This window comes from Pseudomonas sp. SWI44 (assembly GCF_002947915.1).
Classification (GTDB): Bacteria; Pseudomonadota; Gammaproteobacteria; order Pseudomonadales; family Pseudomonadaceae; genus Aquipseudomonas; species Aquipseudomonas taiwanensis.
The window spans coordinates 5,898,007-5,919,083 of the sequence record NZ_CP026674.1; the positions used below are offsets into that span (position 1 = coordinate 5,898,007).

At 62.5% G+C, this 21,077-nt stretch carries 20 protein-coding genes and 2 pseudogenes; 12 read left to right on the forward strand and 10 right to left on the reverse strand.

Annotated features, from left to right (window positions below; translation table 11 throughout):
- Positions 1 to 204: 204 nt before the first annotated feature.
- From C4Q26_RS27675 to C4Q26_RS27705, 7 genes are all read left to right on the forward strand, one after another.
- On the forward strand, positions 205 to 801 hold the full coding sequence (locus C4Q26_RS27675) for an amino acid synthesis family protein (RefSeq protein ID WP_023380267.1): 597 nt from the start codon (positions 205 to 207) through the stop codon (positions 799 to 801).
- A gap of 66 nt (positions 802 to 867) precedes the next feature.
- Positions 868 to 1,701: an alpha/beta fold hydrolase gene (locus C4Q26_RS27680; RefSeq protein ID WP_104882530.1), complete on the forward strand. Its 834-nt coding sequence runs from the start codon at positions 868 to 870 to the stop codon at positions 1,699 to 1,701.
- Positions 1,698 to 3,179: an aldehyde dehydrogenase gene (locus C4Q26_RS27685; RefSeq protein WP_104882531.1), complete on the forward strand. Its 1,482-nt coding sequence runs from the start codon at positions 1,698 to 1,700 to the stop codon at positions 3,177 to 3,179. The genes C4Q26_RS27680 and C4Q26_RS27685 overlap by 4 nt, the downstream gene beginning before the upstream one ends.
- A 13-nt stretch (positions 3,180 to 3,192) precedes the next feature.
- Positions 3,193 to 3,678 (forward strand): flavin reductase family protein, encoded by a 486-nt coding sequence (locus C4Q26_RS27690; RefSeq protein ID WP_104881861.1) that lies wholly within the window; start codon positions 3,193 to 3,195, stop codon positions 3,676 to 3,678.
- 135 nt (positions 3,679 to 3,813) lie between these two features.
- Positions 3,814 to 4,203 (forward strand): carboxymuconolactone decarboxylase family protein, encoded by a 390-nt coding sequence (locus C4Q26_RS27695; protein ID WP_023380262.1) that lies wholly within the window; start codon positions 3,814 to 3,816, stop codon positions 4,201 to 4,203.
- An 87-nt stretch (positions 4,204 to 4,290) separates the two neighbouring features.
- A complete protein-coding gene (locus C4Q26_RS27700) occupies positions 4,291 to 5,043 on the forward strand; it encodes a GntR family transcriptional regulator (RefSeq protein WP_023380261.1) in 753 nt (250 codons plus the stop codon).
- Between the two features lie 2 nt (positions 5,044 to 5,045).
- A complete protein-coding gene (locus C4Q26_RS27705; RefSeq protein ID WP_027907195.1) occupies positions 5,046 to 5,609 on the forward strand; it encodes an NUDIX hydrolase in 564 nt (187 codons plus the stop codon).
- 16 nt (positions 5,610 to 5,625) lie between these two features.
- Here the strand turns inward: C4Q26_RS27705 and C4Q26_RS27710 are convergent, their stop codons facing one another.
- Positions 5,626 to 6,243 carry a LysE family translocator gene (locus tag C4Q26_RS27710; RefSeq protein WP_023380259.1) on the reverse strand — a complete coding sequence of 206 codons (618 nt, stop codon included), beginning with the start codon at positions 6,241 to 6,243 and terminating at the stop codon, positions 5,626 to 5,628.
- A gap of 111 nt (positions 6,244 to 6,354) precedes the next feature.
- Between C4Q26_RS27710 and C4Q26_RS27715 the strand changes: the two genes are divergently transcribed.
- Complete coding sequence (locus C4Q26_RS27715; RefSeq protein ID WP_023380258.1) at positions 6,355 to 6,807, forward strand: Lrp/AsnC family transcriptional regulator; 453 nt, start codon at positions 6,355 to 6,357, stop codon at positions 6,805 to 6,807.
- A gap of 63 nt (positions 6,808 to 6,870) precedes the next feature.
- Here the strand turns inward: C4Q26_RS27715 and C4Q26_RS27720 are convergent, their stop codons facing one another.
- The 4 genes from C4Q26_RS27720 to glnT all read right to left on the reverse strand — a co-directional run bounded on the left by C4Q26_RS27720 (position 6,871) and on the right by glnT (position 11,221).
- Positions 6,871 to 8,196 carry an FMN-binding glutamate synthase family protein gene (locus C4Q26_RS27720; RefSeq protein WP_027907194.1) on the reverse strand — a complete coding sequence of 442 codons (1,326 nt, stop codon included), beginning with the start codon at positions 8,194 to 8,196 and terminating at the stop codon, positions 6,871 to 6,873.
- 15 nt (positions 8,197 to 8,211) lie between these two features.
- On the reverse strand, positions 8,212 to 8,886 hold the full coding sequence (locus C4Q26_RS27725) for a glutamate synthase subunit alpha (RefSeq protein ID WP_023380256.1): 675 nt from the start codon (positions 8,884 to 8,886) through the stop codon (positions 8,212 to 8,214).
- 28 nt (positions 8,887 to 8,914) lie between these two features.
- Entirely contained in the window at positions 8,915 to 9,820 is a 906-nt protein-coding gene (locus C4Q26_RS27730) for a glutamine amidotransferase family protein (protein ID WP_023380255.1), read from the reverse strand.
- 66 nt (positions 9,821 to 9,886) lie between these two features.
- The gene (glnT, locus tag C4Q26_RS27735; protein ID WP_023380254.1) at positions 9,887 to 11,221 is read right to left on the reverse strand and encodes a type III glutamate--ammonia ligase; all 1,335 of its coding nucleotides are present in this window, start codon (positions 11,219 to 11,221) and stop codon (positions 9,887 to 9,889) included.
- A 343-nt stretch (positions 11,222 to 11,564) separates the two neighbouring features.
- On the opposite strand from glnT, the gene C4Q26_RS27745 reads away from it, so the two are divergent.
- Positions 11,565 to 12,158 (forward strand): cupin domain-containing protein, encoded by a 594-nt coding sequence (locus C4Q26_RS27745; RefSeq protein ID WP_023380252.1) that lies wholly within the window; start codon positions 11,565 to 11,567, stop codon positions 12,156 to 12,158.
- A gap of 223 nt (positions 12,159 to 12,381) precedes the next feature.
- Here C4Q26_RS27745 and C4Q26_RS27750 read toward each other — a convergent pair whose 3' ends face one another.
- Entirely contained in the window at positions 12,382 to 13,251 is an 870-nt protein-coding gene (locus C4Q26_RS27750) for an RHS repeat-associated core domain-containing protein (RefSeq protein WP_104882532.1), read from the reverse strand.
- A 167-nt stretch (positions 13,252 to 13,418) separates the two neighbouring features.
- Positions 13,419 to 14,306: a LysR family transcriptional regulator gene (locus C4Q26_RS27755; RefSeq protein ID WP_104882533.1), complete on the reverse strand. Its 888-nt coding sequence runs from the start codon at positions 14,304 to 14,306 to the stop codon at positions 13,419 to 13,421.
- A 111-nt stretch (positions 14,307 to 14,417) separates the two neighbouring features.
- Here C4Q26_RS27755 and C4Q26_RS27760 point away from each other — a divergent pair, with 111 nt between their 5' ends.
- A complete protein-coding gene (locus tag C4Q26_RS27760) occupies positions 14,418 to 15,479 on the forward strand; it encodes a YeiH family protein (RefSeq protein WP_027907192.1) in 1,062 nt (353 codons plus the stop codon).
- 150 nt (positions 15,480 to 15,629) lie between these two features.
- A pseudogene (gene ppnN, locus C4Q26_RS27765) lies at positions 15,630 to 17,002 on the forward strand (nucleotide 5'-monophosphate nucleosidase PpnN).
- 32 nt (positions 17,003 to 17,034) lie between these two features.
- On the opposite strand, the gene C4Q26_RS27770 reads toward ppnN, so the two are convergent.
- Both C4Q26_RS27770 and pssA read right to left on the reverse strand, forming a co-directional pair.
- Positions 17,035 to 18,186: a GGDEF domain-containing protein gene (locus C4Q26_RS27770; protein ID WP_081669660.1), complete on the reverse strand. Its 1,152-nt coding sequence runs from the start codon at positions 18,184 to 18,186 to the stop codon at positions 17,035 to 17,037.
- A gap of 125 nt (positions 18,187 to 18,311) precedes the next feature.
- Positions 18,312 to 19,640 carry a CDP-diacylglycerol--serine O-phosphatidyltransferase gene (pssA, locus tag C4Q26_RS27775; RefSeq protein WP_104882534.1) on the reverse strand — a complete coding sequence of 443 codons (1,329 nt, stop codon included), beginning with the start codon at positions 19,638 to 19,640 and terminating at the stop codon, positions 18,312 to 18,314.
- 159 nt (positions 19,641 to 19,799) lie between these two features.
- Between pssA and C4Q26_RS27780 the strand changes: the two are divergent.
- Positions 19,800 to 20,796, forward strand: a pseudogene (locus C4Q26_RS27780) (GlxA family transcriptional regulator).
- 90 nt (positions 20,797 to 20,886) lie between these two features.
- On the opposite strand, the gene C4Q26_RS27785 reads toward C4Q26_RS27780, so the two are convergent.
- On the reverse strand, positions 20,887 to 21,066 hold the full coding sequence (locus C4Q26_RS27785; RefSeq protein ID WP_371919573.1) for a hypothetical protein: 180 nt from the start codon (positions 21,064 to 21,066) through the stop codon (positions 20,887 to 20,889).
- Positions 21,067 to 21,077: the final 11 nt, after the last annotated feature.

Sequence of the window (21,077 nt, forward strand, 5' to 3'; positions counted from 1 at the left end):
CCAGCCCACTGAAATCGAGAACAGTGCAGCACCTGCAGGTGCATGGCTACCCGCGAGAAGTCCAGCACAGACAGCCCAAAAACCAAGGGATCAGCCCACCTTTCGTCCCCCTGACCAGAGAAATTGTTCGGCACCTCTTGCACAACAAATATTATGGTATACCATCAGACAACAAGAGCTGATAACCCTCACCAGGAGCCCCCCATGAGTTTCGAAATCCGCAAGATCGTCACCTACTCCGAAGAGACCCGCATCGAAGGCGGCAAAGCCACCGACAAGCCAGTGACCATGGTCGGCCTGGCCGTGGTGATCAAGAACCCATGGGCCGGTCGCGGTTTCGTTGAGGATCTGAAGCCGGAAATCCGCGCCAACTGCTCCGAGCTGGGCGCGCTGATGGTCGAGCGCCTGACCGCCGCCATCGGCGGTGCCGACAAGATCGAAGCCTACGGCAAGGCCGCCGTGGTCGGCGCCGATGGCGAAATCGAACACGCTTCCGCCGTGATCCACACCCTGCGCTTCGGCAACCATTACCGCGAAGCCGTCAAGGCCAAGAGCTACCTGAGCTTCACCAACAAGCGCGGCGGCCCAGGCACCTCGATTCAGATCCCGATGATGCAGAAGGACGACGAAGGCCTGCGTTCTCACTACATCACCCTGGAAATGCAGATCGAAGACGCCCCGCGCGCCGATGAAATCGTCGTGGTCCTGGGCGCCTCCGACGGCGGTCGCCTGCACCCGCGCATCGGCAACCGCTACATCGACCTGGAAGAACTGGCTGCCGAAAAAGCCAACGCTCAATAACAACAACCAAGACGGGCCGGGGCGTTGCGTGCAAGCGCCACGCCCGACCTTCAAGGAGCGCCCTCCATGATTCAGCCTGTCGCTGAACGTACACCGGCCGGAACCAGCTACCTGGTCCAAGGCCAGGGCCAACCTGTGGTGTTGATCCACGGCGTGGGCCTGAACAAAGAAATGTGGGGCGGGCAGTTCGTGGGCCTGGCCAACGACTATCGGGTCATCGCCTATGACATGCTCGGCCATGGCCAGAGCGCCCTGCCACCGCCCGACGTGGGCCTGGAAGGCTACGCCGACCAACTGGCCGAACTGCTCGATCACCTGCAGATTGCCCAAGCCACCGTGATTGGCTTCTCGATGGGTGGCCTGGTGGCGCGCGCATTCGCCCTTCACCACCCGCAGCGCCTTGCCGCGCTGGTGGTGCTCAACAGCGTGTTCAACCGCACCCCCGAGCAGAGCGCCGGCGTCATCGCCCGTGCCGCCCAGGCTGCGCAACAAGGCCCGGACGCCAACGTCGATGCCGCGCTCGACCGCTGGTTCAGCCGCGAATACAAAGCCGCCAACCCCGCGCAGGTCGCCGCCATCCGCCAGGTGCTGGCGAGCAACGATCCGCAGGGCTATCACACCACTTATGCGCTGTTCGCCACCCAAGACATGTATCGCGCCGACGACCTGGGCAGCATCCAGGTGCCGACGCTGATCGCCACCGGTGAACTCGACGCAGGCTCCACTCCGGCCATGACTCGCCAGCTTGCCGCGCGCATTCCTGGTGCGCAAAGCGTGGTCCTCGCCGAGCAACGGCATATGATGCCGGTGGAAGCGCCGCGGGAAGTCAACAAGATGCTTCTGGACTTCCTGGCGCAAGCCCGCACCCTTACCGAATCCGCCAAGGGGATTGTTGCATGACCCTCGTTCGTTTCCAGATGTGCATCGACGGCCAATGGCTCGATGCCCAGAGCGGCAAGACCTTCGACAGCCTCGACCCGGCTACCGCCAAGGCCTGGGCGCAACTGCCCGACGCCGGTGAGGCCGATGTCGAACTGGCCGTGCAGGCCGCCCAGCGTGCCTTCGACAGCAGAGCCTGGCGCAGCCTCACCGCGACCGCCCGAGGCAAGCTGCTGCGTCGCCTCGGCGATCTGATCGCCCAGAACAAAGAGCACCTCGCCCAGCTCGAAAGCCGCGACAACGGCAAGCTGATCCGCGAAACCCGCGGCCAGGTCGGCTACCTGCCGGAGTTCTTCCACTACACCGCAGGCCTGGCCGACAAGCTCGAAGGCGGCACCCTGCCGCTGGACAAGCCTGACCTGTTCGCCTACACCGTGCACGAGCCGATCGGCGTGGTGGCCGGGATCATCCCGTGGAACAGCCCACTGTACCTGACCGCGATCAAGCTGGCGCCGGCTCTGGCCGCCGGCAACACCATCGTGCTCAAGCCGTCCGAGCACGCCTCAGCGACCATTCTGGAGCTGGCCCGCCTGGCCCTAGAAGCCGGCTTCCCGGCTGGCGTGGTCAACGTGGTGACCGGCTACGGCCCAAGCACTGGCGCAGCGCTTACCCGCCATCCACTGGTGCGCAAGATCGCCTTCACCGGCGGTGCTGCCACCGCCCGCCATGTGGTGCGCAGCAGCGCCGAGAACTTCGCCAAGCTGTCCCTGGAGCTGGGTGGCAAGTCGCCAAACATCATCTTCGCCGACGCTGACTTGGACAGCGCCATCAACGGCGCCATAGCCGGCATCTATGCCGCCTCGGGACAAAGCTGCGTGGCAGGTTCGCGCTTGCTGGTGCAGGATGAGATCTTCGATGAGTTCGTCGAGCGCCTGATCGCCCGCGCCAAGCGCATTCGTATCGGTAATCCGCAGGACGATGCCAGCGAGATGGGCCCGATGGCCACCGCCCAGCAACTGGCCGTGGTCGAAGGCCTGGTTGCGGCCGCCAAGGCCGAAGGCGCCAAATTGCACATGGGTGGCAAGCGTGCCGAGGTCGAGGGGGACGGCTGGTTCTACGAGCCGACCCTGTTCGAGTGCGACAGCAACTCGATGACCATCATGCAGGAAGAGGTATTCGGCCCGGTCGCGGCGGTGATCCGCTTCAAGACCGAGGAAGAGGCCTTGGCAATCGCCAACGACTCCCAGTTCGGCCTGGCAGCCGGGATCTGGACCCGTGACCTGGGCCGTGCCCATCGCCTGGCCCGTGACGTACGCTCCGGCATCATCTGGGTCAACACCTACCGTGCCGTGTCGGCCATGGCGCCGATCGGTGGCTTCAAGAACAGCGGCTACGGCCGTGAGAGCGGCATCGACTCGGTGCTGGCTTATACCGAGCTGAAGACGGTGTGGATCAATCTCTCCACCGCGCCGATGCCCGACCCGTTCGTGATGCGCTAAGAGGTAACACGAGATGATCGAACCTGGCATCTACAAAGACGTGATGGGCTCCTTCCCGTCCGGCGTGACGGTGGTCACCACCCTCGATGCCGACGGCGCCATCGTCGGCATCACCGCCAGCGCGTTCAGCGCGCTGTCGATCGACCCGGCACTGGTGCTGTTCTGTCCCAACTACGCCTCCGACACCTACCCGATCCTGCGTGACAGCAAGCAGTTCGCCATTCACCTGCTGTCAGCCGACCAGACTGCTGAGGCTTACGCCTTCGCCGGTAAAGGCAAGGACAAGGCCAAAGGCATCGAATGGCACCTGAGCGAACTGGGCAACCCGTTGCTGAGCAAGGCCACGGCGATCATAGAGTGCGAACTGTGGCGTGAATACGACGGCGGCGACCACGCGATCATCGTTGGCGCGGTGAAGAACCTGGTGCTGCCAGCCGAGCCGGTGACGCCGATGGTCTACCACAAAGGCAAGCTAGGTGCCCTGCCACCTTTGGGTTAAGACCCCCAAGGAAGCGGTGTTGGCTTCTTCGCGGGTAAAGCCGCGCAGAAGCTCACACACATTCCCCTGTTTTCAGGGGCCGCGCCCACCCTCTCACCCTCGGTTGCGGCCCCCTTTTTCATTCGGAGCACGGCAATGAGCAACGAAAAGTACGACAAGGGCCTGCAGATCCGTACCCAGGTGCTGGGCGAGGAGTACGTCAACCGTTCGATCCAGAATGCCGACGACTTCACCAAGCCCTTGCAGGAGCTGGTCACCGAGTACTGCTGGGGCCACGTCTGGGGCCGCGAAGGCTTGTCGCTCAAAGAGCGCAGCATGATAAACTTGGCCATGATTTCCGCGCTCAACCGGCCCCACGAGCTCAAGCTGCACATTCGCGGCGCATTGCGCAATGGCCTGAGCCGTGAACAGATTCGCGAGATCCTGCTCCAGGTCGGCATTTATTGCGGCGTACCCGCGGCGGTGGACAGTTTCCGCCTGGCCCGCGAAGCGTTCGCCGAAGCCGATGCGGAGTCAACCCGTTAACAACGGGCTGTTCGAACCACTGCAAGGAGTGCCAGGTTCAAGGCACTCCGCGATGTTGGCGCAACAGCCTCATAAAGAGCGCACCTGATGAAACGCCAGCCACTCGACGACAGCTTCAAGGTCAACCGCAACCCCGTTACTCTGCGTGAAATCGTGCTCGACAAGCTGCGCGGCGCGATCATGAATTTCCACCTTCTACCAGGCGACCGCCTGGTAGAGCGCGACCTCTGCGACCGCCTTGGCGTGAGCCGCACCTCGGTGCGCGAAGCCCTGCGTCACCTGGAATCCGAAGGCCTGGTGGAATTCGCCGACGCCAAGGGCCCACGCGTTGCCATCATCACCCTGGAAGATGCCCGCGACATCTACGAGCTGCGCTGTGTACTCGAAGGCCTGATCGTGCAGCTGTTCACGCTCAACGCCAAGGCCAAGGACATCCGCGCCCTTGAGCGCGCCCTCGAGGTCAACCGCGAAGCCCTCGAAGAAGGCGAACTGCAGCAAGTGCTCGAGTCGGTACAAGGCTTCTACGACGTCCTGCTCGAAGGCTCCGGCAACCAGGTGGCGGCGCAACAGCTACGCCAGCTTCAGGCCCGCATCAGCTACCTGCGCGCCACTTCGGTGTCGCAAGAGAACCGCCGCGGCGCCAGCAACCGTGAGATGGAGAAGATTGTCGAGGCGATCAAGAGTGGCGACCCAGTGGTTGCCCACCAAGCTTCGGTCGACCACGTTCGCGCCGCCGCCAAGGTAGCGCTGGAATACCTGCGCCAGAAGCAGGACGACAACACCAAGGTGCGCGATATCGTCGAGCCCCTGGCCCTCAAGGAACCTCGCATAGGCCGCTGACCATGCCCACCGCCCCGCGCTACTGCCCGCACTGCACCACGGAACTGGCCCGGGGCGTTCCCACTGGCGACACCCACGAGCGCCTGCACTGCCCTGGCTGTGGCTACGTCCACTACATCAACCCGAAGATCATCGCCGGCTGCATCATCGAGCGCGAGGGCAAGTACCTGCTGTGCCAGCGTGCCATCCCTCCCCGTCCAGGCACCTGGACCTTGCCGGCCGGTTTCATGGAGGCCGGTGAAACCACCGAACAGGCGGCCCTGCGCGAAGTCTGGGAAGAAAGCGGCGTGCGCGCCGATATCGTCTCGCCTTATTCGATCTTCAGCGTGCCGAAGATCAGCGAGGTGTACATCATCTTCCGCGCCATCGCCACCGAAGAGACCGGCCAGTTCGGGCCCGAGACAATGGCTTACCAGTTCTTCGAGCCTGACGAGATTCCCTGGGACGACATCTACTACCCGGCGATCCGACAGATTCTCGAGCGTTACATCCTTGAACGGCAGGCGGGGGTGTATGGGATCTACATGGGTAATGACGATACCGGCAAAGTGCATTTCATGCGCTGAGCCGACAAAGGCGTGATCAACTGCCCAACTGCCCGGCAATCAACCCCACTGCGACCAGGATCATCACCCCCCCTGACACCCGCCCGACCATCCTGGCCGCGCCCGGACGGCTGCTCAGCACCGCCTTGGCGCCGTACCCCACCAGCGAATAGACCACCAGCGAACTGCACAGGTGCACCAGGCCCAGCAGCAGAATCTGCAACGGTACCGGCCAGCTCGATTGCGGGTCGGTGAACTGCGGCAGCAAGGCCAGGAACAACAGGAACACCTTGGGGTTCAGGCCGCTCACGCAAAAGCCCTTCAGTGCCCAGCGCTTGCCAGAGTCAGCAATACTGCTTTGCCCCGATTGCGGCACCGGTGGGCTGAGCAACAGATTGCCGCCCAGCCACAGCAAGTAGATGCAGCCGGCCAGCGTCAGCAACATCAAGGCCACGGGGTGCCCCGCCAGCACGGTACCAACACCCGCCGCCACCACCAGTGTGGCCATGAAATGCCCCGACAGCATTCCTGCTACCGCCGGCATCACCCAGCGCCCACGCATGCCCGCCGAGATGGCATATGCCCAGTCGGCTCCGGGGGTAATCACGAACAGCAACGACACGGCCCAGAACGCCATCAGCACACTCATAGCCACTTTAAACTTCCTTTGCACGCGGTAGGGGATGGACACAGCGTACGGGTTCCGCCAGGGGATTTTCTTTCGTATATTCCCCGCGGAACGTTATTTGGTGGAAGATTCTTCCCAATGGACAGAACAGACAGAAAGATACTTGCCGAACTGCAAAAAGACGGTCGGCTGTCGGTCACAGAGCTCGCCGACCGCGTCGGCCTGAGCCTGTCGCCATGCCACAGGCGGCTGAAGGCGCTGGAGGAGAACGGCGCGATTCTTGGCTATCACGCACGCTTGGCGCCCTCGGCCTTGGGGCTCAATTTCGCGGCATTGGTGTTCGTCACCTTGCGCGAAGTCACCCGCCAGCCCGTGGCCGATTTCGAAGGCGCACTGGGTGAAATTCCGCAGATCGTCGAGGCCCAGCGGTTGTTTGGCGACCCAGATTACTTGTTGCATGTGGTGGCCAAGGACCTGCCGGCGTTTCAGAAGCTGTACGACGAGCAATTGACCAGCATTCCCAATGTGAAACGGTTGAGTTCGACATTGGTGATGAAAGAGGTGATCCAGGATCGGCTGTTGCCGATGTAGGCGTTGCATCGGTCTCATCGCCGGCAAGCCGGCGATGAGACCAGAGCAGTCAGTGCAACAACATCAGTACTGCGCCTGCCCCGGTACCCAGGCAGTACCCGCCAGCGGCACCCGCGCCATGGCCGCTGCTTCCACCGTCAGCGCCACCAGGTCCTCAGGGTCAAGGTTGTGCAGGTGCGACTTGCCGCAGGCGCGGGCCATGGTCTGGGCTTCGAGCACCAGGACCCGCAGGTAGTTGGCCAGGCGACGACCGGCCTCCTCCGGGTTCAGGCGCTTGGCCAGCTCCGGGTCCTGCGTGGTGATACCCGCTGGGTCTCGGCCGTTCTGCCAGTCGTCGTAGAAGCCGGCAGCCGAGCCGATTTTTTTCAGTTCGGCATCCAGCCGTGGATGGTTGTCGCCCAGGGCGATCAGCGCGGCAGTCCCGATGGCCACGGCATCGGCGCCCAAGGCCATGGCTTTGGCCACGTCAGCACCATTGCGGATGCCTCCGGAGACAATCAGTTGAACCTGGCGGTGCATGCCCATTTCCTGCAGCGCCTGCACCGCTTGCGGGATGGCTGGCAGGATCGGGATACCCACGTGCTCAATGAACACTTCCTGGGTCGCTGCGGTACCGCCCTGCATGCCGTCGAGCACGATCACGTCCGCACCGGCCTTCACCGCCAGCTTCACGTCATAGTACGGTCGGCTGGCACCGATCTTGACGTAGATGGGCTTTTCCCAATCGGTGATCTCGCGCAGCTCGGCAATCTTGATCGCCAGGTCATCCGGTCCGGTCCAATCCGGGTGGCGGCAGGCGCTGCGCTGATCGACCCCGATCGGCAAGGTGCGCATACCGGCCACCCGCTCGGTCACTTTCATGCCCAGCAACATACCGCCGCCGCCAGGCTTGGCGCCCTGGCCAAGGACGATCTCGATGGCGTCGGCCTTGCGCAGGTCATCCGGGTTCATGCCATAGCGCGAAGGCAGGTACTGGTAGACAAGATGCTGCGACTGGCCGCGCTCTTCCGTGGTCATGCCGCCGTCACCGGTGGTGGTACTGGTACCGGCGATGGTGGCCCCACGGCCCAGAGCCTCCTTGGCGTTGGCTGACAACGCGCCGAAGCTCATGCCGGCGATGGTCACCGGGATTTTCAGGTGTATCGGCTTCTTGGCAAAACGGGTGCCCAGGACTACGTCCGTGCCGCATTTTTCGCGGTAGCCTTCCAACGGGTACCGCGACACGCTGGCGCCCAGCAGCAACAGATCGTCGAAATGCGGCACACGGCGCTTGGTGCCACCGCCACGAATGTCATAGATGCCGGTTTCGGCGGCGCGCTGGATTTCCTGGATGGTCAGGCGGTCGAAGGTGGCCGACTCACGCAGTACCGGGGTGGGTTGCTCGCTCATGATGGTGCTCCTGATTCAGTACGCGCTGGCGTTGTCGACTTTGAAGTTGTACAGCTGGCGAGCCGAGCCGTAGCGTTTGAAATCGGCGGCCTTGTGGTCGAGGCCGGCCTTGTTCAGCAGCTCTTGCAGCTCTTGCAGGTGTTCGGCGCGCATTTCCTTTTCGATGCAGTCAGAACCCAGCGACTGCACCGTGCCTTTGACGTAGATACGCACCTCATACAGTGAATCGCCCAGTGCATCGCCCGCATCGCCGCACACCACCAGGCGCCCGGCCTGGCCCATGAAGCAGCTCATATGGCCAATGCTGCCGCCGACGACGATGTCCACGCCCTTCATGGAAATGCCGCAACGCGCTCCGGCATCGCCCTCGATCACCAGCAAGCCGCCATGGGCAGTCGCGCCGGCTGCTTGCGAGGCGCTGCCCTTGACGCGCACGGAGCCGGACATCATGTTCTCGGCAACGCCCACGCCGACATTGCCGTGCACGGTAACGCTAGCCCTCTGGTTCATTCCGGCGCAGTAGTAGCCGGCATGGCCGTCGATGTCCACGGAAACGGCCTGGTTGATGCCTACAGCCAGGTTGTGCTTGCCGTCCGGGTGGCTGACCCGCCATTCACGGTCTTGCACCTCGCCGTGCAAGGCCTGGTTGAGCTCGCGCACCGAGGCGCTGGAAAGGTCGATGGTCTTCATGCAAGTGCTCCAGTGTTCGGTGAAAGGGTCAGGCGCTTTCGCGCTCCCAGACGTAGAGGGTGGCGGGTGCTGGTTCCCAGACCCTGGCCTTGTCGATGCCTGGCAGACTGGCCAGGGCCTGGTACTCCGAGGCCATGGCCACGTAGTCATCGGTCTCGGCCAGCACCGCCGGCTTGCAGGCGATCGGGTCGCGAATCACGGCAAAGCCGTTGCGGGTGCCGATGGCGAAAGTGAAGAAGCCATCCAGGTCCTCCAGCGCACCATCCAGGGCCTGGGCCAGGGTGTCGCCCTGGCGAAGGCGCCAGGTCAGGTAGCCGGCAGCCACCTCGGTGTCGTTGTCGGTCTCGAAGCTGATGCCTTCGCGCTTGAGCTCCTGGCGCAGACGGAAGTGGTTGGACAGCGAGCCGTTGTGCACCAGGCACAGGTCGGCGCCGGTGGAAAACGGGTGGCTGCCCTCCATGGTCACCGCGCTTTCGGTGGCCATGCGGGTATGACCAATGATGTGGCTGCCCTTCATGGTGGCCAGGCCGAAACGGCTGGAAATCTCCGCCGGTAGGCCCATGCCCTTGAGAATCTCGATGCTCCGCCCAGCGCTCATGATGCGCACGTTCGGCGCCAGCTCGACCAGTGCCTGGCGCACGGCGGCCTCGCTGCTGTGTACCTTCAACACGGCGGCACTGGCGTTCTGGAACCAGTCCAGCGAGCAGCCAAGACGCCCTTCCAGCTCGCCCATCAGGGCGGTCCAGGGGTAGTCGATGTCGCTGGCCTGCAAGGTCAACTTAACCCAACCCTCGGCCACTTCGTCGCCATAGATGGCAAAGCCGGCACTGTCGGGGCCGCGATCGGTCATGGCTTGCAGCATGGGTTCGAACAGCTTGCCGAGTTGGGCCTCCAGCTCGGGCTTTTTCAGGTACAGACCTACGATTCCACACATGGTGATACTCCTTACAAGGCAGTGGGCGACCGCGCTCGCTGTAGCCGCCCAGGGGATTGGGGGCGGTCAGAAGAACTCGGTGTAACGCTGGATTTCCCAGTCGGAGACATGGCGGCTGTATTCCACCCACTCCATGCGCTTGAGCTTGATGAACTCGTCGACGATCTCGGCACCCAACACCTCGCGGAACAGCGGGTCGGCCTCCAGGGCGTCGGCGGCTTCCTTGAGCGACTGCGGCAGGGTCTTGATGCCGCGGTCGGCGATCTCTTCGAGGCTGAGGTTGTAGAGGTTCTCGTTGCACATCTCGCCCGGCTCCAACTGCCGGTCGATACCATCCAGGCCGGCGGCGATGATCGCGGCGGTGACCAGATAAGGGTTGCAGCCCGCGTCCGGCAGGCGAAACTCCAGGCGCCCGTAAGGAATGCGCACCATGGCCGAGCGATTGTTGGCGCCGTAGGCGACGAAAGCCGGAGCCCAGGTGGCGCCAGACAGCGAACGGCCCACCACCAGGCGCTTGTACGAGTTGACCGTTGGCGCGGCGAAGGCACACAGGGCCGGCCCATGGGCCAATAGGCCGGCGGCGAAGTGGTAGGCCAGCTTGGACAGTCCCATGCCGCTGCTGTCGGAGGGATCGTGGAACAGGTTCTTGTTGGTGCTGCTGGCCAGCGACAGGTGAAAGTGCATGCCATTGCCCGCACGCTTGGGGTCAGGTTTGGGCATGAACGAGCAGATCATCCCCAGGTCGTTGGCGATCTCGCCGGCGGCCATGCGGAAGAACGTGAAACGGTCGGCCGACTCCATGGCATCGGAATAGGTGTAGTTGATCTCGAACTGGCCGTTGGCATCCTCGTGGTCTATCTGGTAGATGTCGAAGCCGACCGGCTGCAGGGCCTCGGTCAGGCGCTCGAGGAACAGCCGCGAACGCGACAAGCCTTTGTAGTCGTAGCAAGGTTTGTCGAGGTTGTCCGAGGCATCCACCAACTGCAGCTTGCCGCTTTCGTCCCGACGAAACAGGCTGAACTCCGGTTCAAGGCCAGTGTTCAGGGTCCAGCCTTTGTCGGCCAGGCGCTGTACCTGTTGTTGCAGCACGTAGCGGCTGTCGTAAGGCCAGGGTTGGCCATTGACGTGACCGACGCACACCACGCGACCATAGCCGGGCTGCCAAGGCACCGGGATCAGTGTGGACAGATCACCACGGGCCATGAAGTCCGGACCATGGGGTTCCATGCCCATACCGCAGATGGCGAACCCGGCGAAGCCGGCGCCCTCCTCGGCCACCATCTTCAGGCCCGATACCGGCACCGATTTGGTTTTCGCCGAGCCATGGATATCGACGAATTGGGCCAACACGTACTTGATGCCGTGTTGATCGAGGGTGCGCTGGGTTTCTGCTGGCAACATGGGTTGAACACTCCTGGGTAAGGGGGCAAGGCATGGTGGACCTGCATGTAATTCCGCACGGGAAATTTACTTTCCTATCAGGAATGCAACAGCCTTGCCAACTTTTTGCCAGGAGTGCCCCTGTCGCCAGCAAGCCGGCGCTTGGGGTAATGCTTTACCCGTGCAGGCGCCGGCTTGTCGACGATGAAGCCAGTCCGGCCATGGGGCAGTTTTTCTTTTATATATGTGGGAAACTAGTTTTCACCCGAGGAAAGAGGCGTCTGCTGCAGCCTCACCCTGCGCTTTCCCAGTGCGAAATCTTTATTCCTGAACTGAAACAGTGCAACGCGTGAAAGGAAACGTGATGTTGACCGAGACCGAACCCCGCCTCCGCCTTGAGCAGTACCTGGGCCTGCAGATCAAGCGCCAGCGCCAGGCCCAGTCCCTCAAGCTCGCCGATGTGGCGCGCATCGCCGGCATCAGCCAAGGCATGCTGAGCAAGATCGAGAACGCCCAAGTGTCCACCAGCCTCGACACGCTCAGTCGCCTGTGCGACGTGCTGGGTATGCCGATGGCAAAGCTGTTCAGCCAATATGACCAGCCCGACGGCAATGCCTTGCTGGTGAAGGCCGGCGAAGGATTGGAGGTGGTTCGCCGCGGGACCGAAAAAGGCCACACCTACCATCTGCTCAATCACGCCAGGGGGCCGAAAAAAAACTTCGAGGCGTACATGGTGACCATGGACGACGCCAGTGAAGAATTCCCGACCTTCGCTCACCCCGGCACCGAGTTCCTCCACTTGCTGGAGGGCGAGCTGGTGTATCGCCACGGCAACCAGCTCTATCACATGCAGGCCGGTGACAGCCTGACCTTCGACGGCGAGACCCCGCACGGCCCCGAGCAGCTGGTGCAAGTACCCATCCGCCTGTTGTCGATCATGAATTACGCAGACGAGTGACACGGCGCAGCCAGGCCACAACCGATGTCGCGATCGGATAAACACCTGGGCGATGCGCTTACCTTGCGCAACCCGCCGGTGCTGGGCCTGAGCGGTGCCCTCTGGCTATCCCCCGGGTAACCTTCTTCATCGCCATGGTCGAGCGCGGCGGCCAGTGTATCGGTGCGGTGCAAGGTTCGCCGCTGAGTGTCCCGGCAGGTGTCAGGCGCACTCGCTTTCCAGGTTAACGCCGCCTGGGGGGTGGCGTGGGGGCGTCTGGTGGTGAATAGCTTTGCAGCATCTTGTCAAATTGGTCAATTTCCCGTCGAAGACGCACATCCCAAATTGCTTTGGCGACTTCAGGCCATGCAGACTCTGCAAGTTGCGCTCTAGGGTGCTGAACAGCAGGAAGAGAAAACCCTCCAAAATCTGCTTTACTGACTTCACGAGATTTATAATTCCTGAGCCCACGTGCGGGCTGAAACGCTCCAACACCCAATACGTAGGTATCCTTTTTTACCTCATAGTTACCAGCCGGCAGATGAAAAATAGGTGACCCATACACAAAATTCACTGAAAAATCATCAGCAGCAAAGTTGTACGTTAAATCAAACCTACTGTAACCGTAGTGCGGAACCTCGTGTTTATATATCCGTGCAACTACTGTTTCCCTTTCCATGGGCCATCCAGTCATTCCCTTAGCCTGTTGCCTGAAGTTCGCGAGCTGTGGATACAAGCTTGGTCGAAGATTCGCGCTTTTCAGAACGCTGATATCCAAGCGCTTTTGAGGATTCGCTTGCCTTCCGACGCCGCTCCTGCTGAGCCCTGAAGGGTCGACGTAATTCACTGGATCGCCAGCGCAGTAGGCATAGGCATTTACACCGCCGCTACCAAACGGGCTCAAGACGTCGGGGCTGACAAAACGACCCAGTGAGGGATCGTACATCCGCCGCCCCATACCCAGCAGATAACAGCCACTGAGTGTGTCCTGCCATTGGCCCGCAAAACCAACACGCGATGAACATTGGGAACTGACGGACACACCATAGGGCGTGTAGGCCAGGTCATGGCACTGACGGTTGTGGCAGCTGGCACTGCGAAAACAACGATCCATCGTGAATCACCCCGCGCCTGACGGAAGGGCCACTTTAAAGAGAAAGCCATGGCCTGAACACTGGCAGTTTTAACAGGCCACTTGGCTGACGCGTCAATTCCCCCCGACGCTATACCGCCCCGGCAATAAACTTCGATCACAAAGCCGGTAATTGGCGGCCAACACAGTCAACCCGACGCTTGCAGGCCAATACATAATTCCAGAAACCGCGCCGCCGCCCGCGACGGGGAGGCGGCATGCGGGACCAGAATGGAAAACCGCCGCACCAACGCCTGCGGCACAACCTGCAACCGGTGCAACGCGCCATCCTCGTGACGGATCGACATCGCCGACACGAAACCGATCCCCATCCCGGCCCGCACCGCCTCCTTCACCCCTTCCACCCCGGCAATCTCCAGCGCCACACGCATCGCCACGCCGCTGCGGGCAAATGCCCGCTCGACGATCTGTCGCACACCCGAGCCGCTCTCGCGCAGCACCAGTGGGTAGGCCCCTAGCGCCGCCAGCGTTTGCTGGTCACTGCCAGCCAGCGGATGCCCACGCGGCACGATGGCGACGATCTCGTCTTCCCGCCACGCCGTCACCACCGTGCCCAATGGCAGCTCCTGTCCCGGCGGCCCTTCGATCAGGGCGATGTCGACGCTGTCGAGCGCGGCGACGATCTCCGCCGTGTTGCCGTTGGAAGTGCTCACCAGCACCTCCGGGTAGCGAGCATGGAAATCGGCAATTAGGTACGGCAGCAGGTAGCTGGCAGGCGTGGTGCTGGCGCCGATGCGCAAGGTACCGCGCTCCAGCCCACGCATGGCCTCGCGCAATGCCTGGGCCTGACGAAACGTTTCGCGCAGGCGCTCAGCATGGGCCAGCAACTGCTCCCCGGCAGCTGTCAGCCGCACACCCCGGCCGGCGCGCTGATAGAGAGGTTCGCCAAAGGCCTCCTGCAGCAACTTGAGCTGGCCAGACACCGCCGGCTGCGACAGGTGCAGCGCCTGGGCCGCATGGCTGATGTTGCCGTGTTCCGCAACCGTGGCGAACGTTATCAGTTGTTCTGGGGTCATGAGAATAAAATATCAGCTAAACGGATATTTTCCATTCTAAATTACGATTTTTTATAAGCTTATAACCAGATTAACGTAGGTCATGTCGAAACACCTTTCCGGAGGACTCACATGGCCACGGTTCCGTCCCACCCTGCCTTTGCTCCTACCCTCGCCACCCGAGGGCGGCTCAATGGCGTTCTGTTCGTCGCGCTATTCGCGCTTGCGGTCACCCAGTTGGCCGGCCTGCCTGCCATCGCCAATCTTGGCATCAGCCCGCTGATCGTCGGCATCGTCGCAGGTGCCCTGTATGGCAACGCGCTGCGCCATGGCGTGCCTGACAGTTGGGCGGCAGGTATCAACTTTTCTGCTCGCCAGCTGCTGCGAATTGCCGTGGCATTCTTTGGTCTACGGGTCAGTCTGCAGGAAATCGCCGAGGTCGGTTGGTCGGGGTTGACGGTGTCGCTGCTGATTGTCGTCAGCACCCTGCTGATCGGCCTCTGGTGCGGCATGAAACTGCTCAAGCTGGACCGCGATACCGCGCTGCTTACTGCCGCGGGCAGCGCGATCTGCGGCGCCGCCGCCGTACTGGCGTTCGAATCCGCCCTGCGCAGCGCCCCGCACAAAAGCGCCATGGCCGTCGGCAGCGTGGTGTTGTTCGGCACCCTGTCGATGTTTCTCTACCCGTTGGCGATCAATGCTGGCTGGATCCCGCTCGACACCCTCGGTGCCGGCCTGTTCCTCGGCGGCACCGTCCATGAAGTTGCCCAGGTGGTGGGCGCCGCCAGCAACATCAGCTCAGAGGCCACGCACATCGCTACCATCGTCAAGATGACCCGGGTCATGCTGCTGGTCCCCGTGTTGCTGGTAGTGGGTGTGTGGATCAGCCGCTCGCGCAAGGCCGGCCAGGTGCACGGCAACGGGCGCATCGCCATGCCTTGGTTCGCCTTCGGTTTCCTCGCGCTGGTGCTGGTGAATTCGCTGCAGGTCCTGCCAAGCGGGCTGATCCAGACGGTCAACAGCCTCGACACCTTCGCCCTGACCATGGCCATGACCGCTCTGGGCATGGAAACCCGCTTGAGCCAGATTCGCCAGGCCGGCCCCCGGGCGTTGGCCACCGGCGCGATCCTCAACCTGTGGCTGGTCGGGGGTGGCCTGGCCATTACCCTGGGGGTGCAAAAGCTGTTCGGATGAGCGGTTGACGTGGCATGGCCCTCTTCGCGGGTAAACCCGCGAAGAGGGCCATGCCACGTCAAGATTTTATTGACCCCTCTCGTTGCCAGGTGAAATTGTCGGTATGGTGGTGTCAAAGAAGGATGTTTTACCTGCACAGGAAAGACTTAGATGCCCCAACGCAATGTCATCAATGCATCCGTCAGCCCCAAAGGCAGCCTGGAAACGCTGTCGCAACGTGAAGTCCAACAACTGAGTGAAGTCGGTACCGGTAGCCTCTACACCCTATTCCGCCAGTGCGCCCTGGCCATCCTCAACACCGGCGCCCATGTCGACAATGCCAAGACCATACTTGAGGCCTACCAAGACTTCGAGGTCCGTATTCACCAGCAAGACCGCGGCGTACGCCTGGAGCTGCTCAATGCCCCGGCCGATGCCTTCGTCGATGGCGAAATGATCGCCAGCACCCGTGAAATGCTGTTCTGCGCCCTGCGCGATATCGTCTACACCGAAAGCGAGCTGGCCAGCCAGCGCATCGATCTGGAAAGCTCCCAAGGCATCACCGACTACGTCTTCCACCTGCTGCGCAACGCACGCACCCTGCGTCCGGGCGTCGAGCCCAAAATGGTCGTGTGCTGGGGCGGTCACTCGATCAGCAGCGAGGAGTACCAGTACACCAAGAAGGTCGGCCACGAGCTGGGCCTGCGCAAGCTGGACGTCTGCACCGGCTGCGGGCCGGGTGTGATGAAGGCCCGATGAAAGGTGCCACCATTGCCCACGCCAAGCAGCGCATGCACGGCAGCCGTTACCTGGGCCTGACCGAGCCGGGCATCATCGCCGCCGAGGCGCCCAACCCGATCGTCAACGAATTGGTGATCCTGCCGGACATCGAGAAGCGCCTGGAAGCCTTCGTCCGTGTCGGCCACGGCATCATCATCTTCCCCGGCGGTGCCGGTACTGCAGAAGAGTTCCTGTACCTGCTGGGCATCCTCATGCACCCGGACAACAAGGACCTGCCGTTCCCGGTCATTCTCACCGGCCCACGCAGTGCCGAACCCTACCTGCAGCAGTTGCACCAGTTCGTCGGCTCGACCCTCGGCGAAGCCGCTCACCGCCTGTACAAGATCATCATCGACGACCCGGCCGAGGTGGCCCGGCACATGGTCGAGGGCCTCAAGGAGGTCAAGCAGTTCCGCCGCGAGCGAAACGACGCATTCCACTTCAACTGGTTGCTGAAGATCGAGGAGAGCTTCCAGCGTCCATTCGACCCTACTCACCAGAACATGGCGGATCTGGACCTGCGCCGGGAGCTGCCGCCCCATGAGCTGGCGGCCAACCTACGCCGGGCGTTTTCCGGGATCGTAGCCGGCAACGTCAAGGACAAGGGCATTCGCCTGATCGAGGAACACGGGCCGTACCAGATTCGCGGCGACCGCGCCGTGATGGACCCATTGGGTCGTCTGTTGCAGGCGTTCGTCGACCAGCACCGAATGAAACTGCCCGGCGGCGCGGCCTACGTGCCATGCTACCAGGTAGTGGCCTGACCCACGGCCGATGGCGACCAGCCGAGCAGGCGCTACACCGTGCGGTCAACCAACCGAATGCTGTTACGCCCACCCCGCTTGGACTGATACAACGCCACATCACCTTGTTCGATCAGCGCGGCCAGACTGACTGGCGGCTGGTCGAACAGGTTGGCACCGATGCTCAGGGTCACCGCCTCAGGTGTTGGCAGGTTCTGCGCCGCCGCCTCCCGAAACTGCTCCCGCAATCGACCACCCAACGCCTCCACGCGCTCACGACTGGCATCGCTGAGCAGAATGACGAACTCATCGCCCCCCAGCCGGGCGGCCAGCGAACGCTCTGGTAGCAGCGCACGAATCATTTCGCTCAGGGTAACCAGCAGGCGATCACCAGCTGCATGACCATGCAGGTCGTTGACCAGCTTGAAATTGTCGATATCGATCAGCAGCAAGGCCCCCGGTCGCGCCGGGCTGACATCCTTGAACAGGTGGGTTGCACGCACTTCCAGTGCACGGCGGTTGTACAGGGCCGTCAGTGGGTCGCGCGCGGCCAGTCGGGCAATACGTTCTTCGCGCCTGTAGCGCACGGTGCCCGTCATCGACAAGGCGATCAGCATGATCGCCATTGCCCCCTCGACCAGGGAAATCTGGATGATCAGCCCGCCGAAGGTGGCCAGGTCGATCAAGGTGCCCGGCATGATCGCGATGACCGCCTTGGCGACGTAGAACAGCCCATGGATGAGCAACACATAGCGCAGTTGCACCGCACCCACGCTCAATGATTTGCCATGCGGGCGCAGCAGGAAGCTGGCCCAGAGCGTCAACAGCGACACCAGCAGCGAGTTGACCATCAGCATGACCTTTGACCACTGCGGCCCCACGGGGAGCAGCAGCAAGGCGAACCACGCCAGCACGATCAGCAGCCATGCTTTGGACCACCGCGCCTGGGTGAAATGCATTACCCCGGCCAGGAAGAACGCGTGGGCGACCACCAGCAAGCCGTTGGCGAACCAGATCCCGATCAGCAGCAGGCCGACTCCCCGCAGCAAGGCCAAGGTGGAACCGACGGTGATCGTGGCGAACCCGGCACTCCAGAACAGCAAAGAAGGTTCGCGAACGCTACGCCACTCGATTGCCAGGTACAAGGCAGCCGCGGCGGCCAGGGCGATCGAAATGGTCAGCATCGTAGGAGGGTCAAGCGCCATGATACGGATTGGCCTATCTGGTTAACGTGAAAGCCGCTGATTGTATGCGCTTGTCATGGCTTTTCAGAGGGGGCACATTCATTTGAATATGCCGCCTTCAGGTTAACCTGGACGCTGGCCCGTCCTCACAACACGCGCTTGATCAAAGGCTCCAATCGACTGTAGCGCAGCCTGCGCAAAAACCTGCGCACTTCCTTGGGATGTTCGGCCTGGATACCCAGTTCTTCTGCCGAGGCAATCTTCGGTGCATGGTGGCGCAACGACTCAAGCTCGGATGCCCGAGGTACCAGCCAGTGCCCTTGCGGGTCGTCGATCAGCAAACCGTTTTCCAGGTCCAGGTTGAACCCGCGCGGGTTGAGATTGTTGCCGGTCAGCAGTGAATAACGCTGGTCGATCCACAGCCCTTTGGCATGGAAGGTATGCCCTGGATCGTTCCACACCCGCACCACCAGCTGACCACTGGCGATGGCGCCATCGCGACGGCGGGCGAAGGTCCGAAGATTGTCTTCATACAGGTAGGGCAAGGCACCGCTGGCACTGAACGGCTCACCGGGCGTGATATAGAAGTCGTTGGCCGTTCGGTGACCGACGATCAGCTCGATGCGCACGCCGCGTTCCAAGGCATGGTCGATCTCGCGCATCAGTACCCGTGGCGGGTTGAAGTACGGCGTGCTGATGATGATCTGTGATCGGGCGGTGGCCAACAGCGTGCAAAGTGTTCGGTTGAGCAGGTTGCCACGCCCAACGCCGAGCAGCGGAATCACCCGCACACCCTCCCCCTGCTGCGCTGCTGGCACTTCATAGGCCATGCGCCGCAAGCGAGCCCGCAGGCGCCGGATATCGGCGCGCAGGCCACGGTTCACTGGCGGAGCCGGCAGGTCCAGGCGCGGCGTGGCGGTATGATGCAGCAGGCGTCGAACCAGATCGACCACGGCATCGGCCAACGCCGGCGAGTTAAACAGATGGTAGCGGTCCAGGCGATAGCGGTCGAATCGATGCAGATAGACGTTATTCAAGCTGGCGCCGGTATAGATCACGCAATCGTCGATGACGCTGCCTTTCAGGTGCAACACGCCGAACAGCTCGCGGGTTTGCACCGGGACGCCGTGAATCACCACATCCAACCCGCGCAACTGGCGCTGGGCCTGGTACCACGCGGCATTGCCCGGCTGGCGCCCTGCCCCCAGGAGGCCGCGCCGGGCCCGGAACCAGTCGACCACGATGACGATCTCAAGCCCCGGCCGCGCGGCTTTGGCCTGGTACAGCGCGTCGAGTACCTCCTGGCCGGCCTCGTCCTCCTGCAGGTACAACGCGACGATGACGATGCGCCGGGTGGCCGCCTTGATGCGCTCCAGCAGGCAGGCCCGATAGGCTGCGGCATCGGGCAGTACCTGGATCGACTCGGCGGGCATGAAGACACCTGGCAGCGCAGCCAGCATGGAATCGGGTTTCACCAACGTTCACCTTTTCTGTGCAATCAGGTCCATTCCTGGTCGCTGTACGCGGGGTGTAAGATCGACCCGGCAACGACCCATAACTACAAGAAACACATGAGGCTTCAATTTTTCACTGCCCCTGACGAATTACGCCTCAGCTTGCACAGGAAGATCGCAATGGTCCACCCCGCTTCAACGATTGGTACGCCGTCCACGACCAGAACGTTCGGATTCCTGGTCTTGCCGAACTTCACCACCATCGGCCTGGCCTCGGCGGTGGAGACCTTGCGCATGGCCAACTTGGCAGCCCGCCGCACCTTGTTCCGCACCGTCCTGATCGCAGCCAGCGATGCCCCGGTCATGGCCAGCAATGGCATGCGCGTCTTGCCTGACCATAGCATCGCCAACAGCCCGGCGCTGGATGCCCTGTTCGTGGTGGGCGCCAACCCCATCGATCGAGGGCGCGAGAGCAATCGACCACTCATCGACTGGCTGCGTCAACTGGCGCGACAACGGCTGCCGCTGGGCGGTATCTGTACCGGCAGCTACCTGCTCGCGCGGGCCGACCTGCTCAAAGGCTACCGCTGCACCATCCACTGGGAAGACCTACAGACCCTGCAGGAGCAGTTTCCCCGGCATCGTCATCTCCAGCCAGCTGTTCGAGCTCGACCGCGACCGCTATACCTGCTCCGGCGGTGTGGCCGCCATGGACATGATGCTGCAGCTGGTGGCCCGTGAAGCCGGTGGGCAGGACATCGCCGCCAAGGCCGCCGAGCTGCTGCTGTGCGACCGGGTACGCGGTGAGCGGGAACGTCAGCGGGTGCCCTTGCGCACTCTGCTGGGCAGCGCACAGCCCAAGCTCAGCCAGGTGGTGGCGATCATGGAGGCGAATCTTGAGGAGCCGCTGGGCCTGGAGGAACTGGCCAGCCTCAACGAGGTGACCGTCCGCCAGCTTGAGCGTTTGTTCCACAAGTACCTGCAGCGCACGCCTAGCCAGTACTACCTGGAATTGCGCCTGTCGCGGGCGCGGGAGTTGCTGCTGCGCAGCAATGTGCAGGTGCGGGAAGTGGCGTTGGCCTGCGGGTTCAGCTCGCCGGCGCATTTTTCCAAGAGCTATAGCCGGTTCTTTGGCTTGTCGCCGTTGGGCGAACGGCGACAGGCTTCGTTGCACTGACAGCCTGATCGCCGGCAAGCCGGCGCCTGGCGGGTTCGGCTTGCGCTGCGTAGTAACCGGCTCGCCGCCCATCAGGCGCGTATCGACGGCTCAGTCCTTCAAGGCCGCATGCGCCGTTTCCCGGCACATCAGCATCGCCACCAACGCCACCAGCGCTGCAGCCAGCAGATACCCCGCTGGGGCCAGCTTGTTGCCCGTCAGTTGAATCAACCAGGTGGCGATGAACGGAGCCGTGCCGCCGAACAGCGCATTGGCCACGTTGAAACACAAGGCAAAGCCAC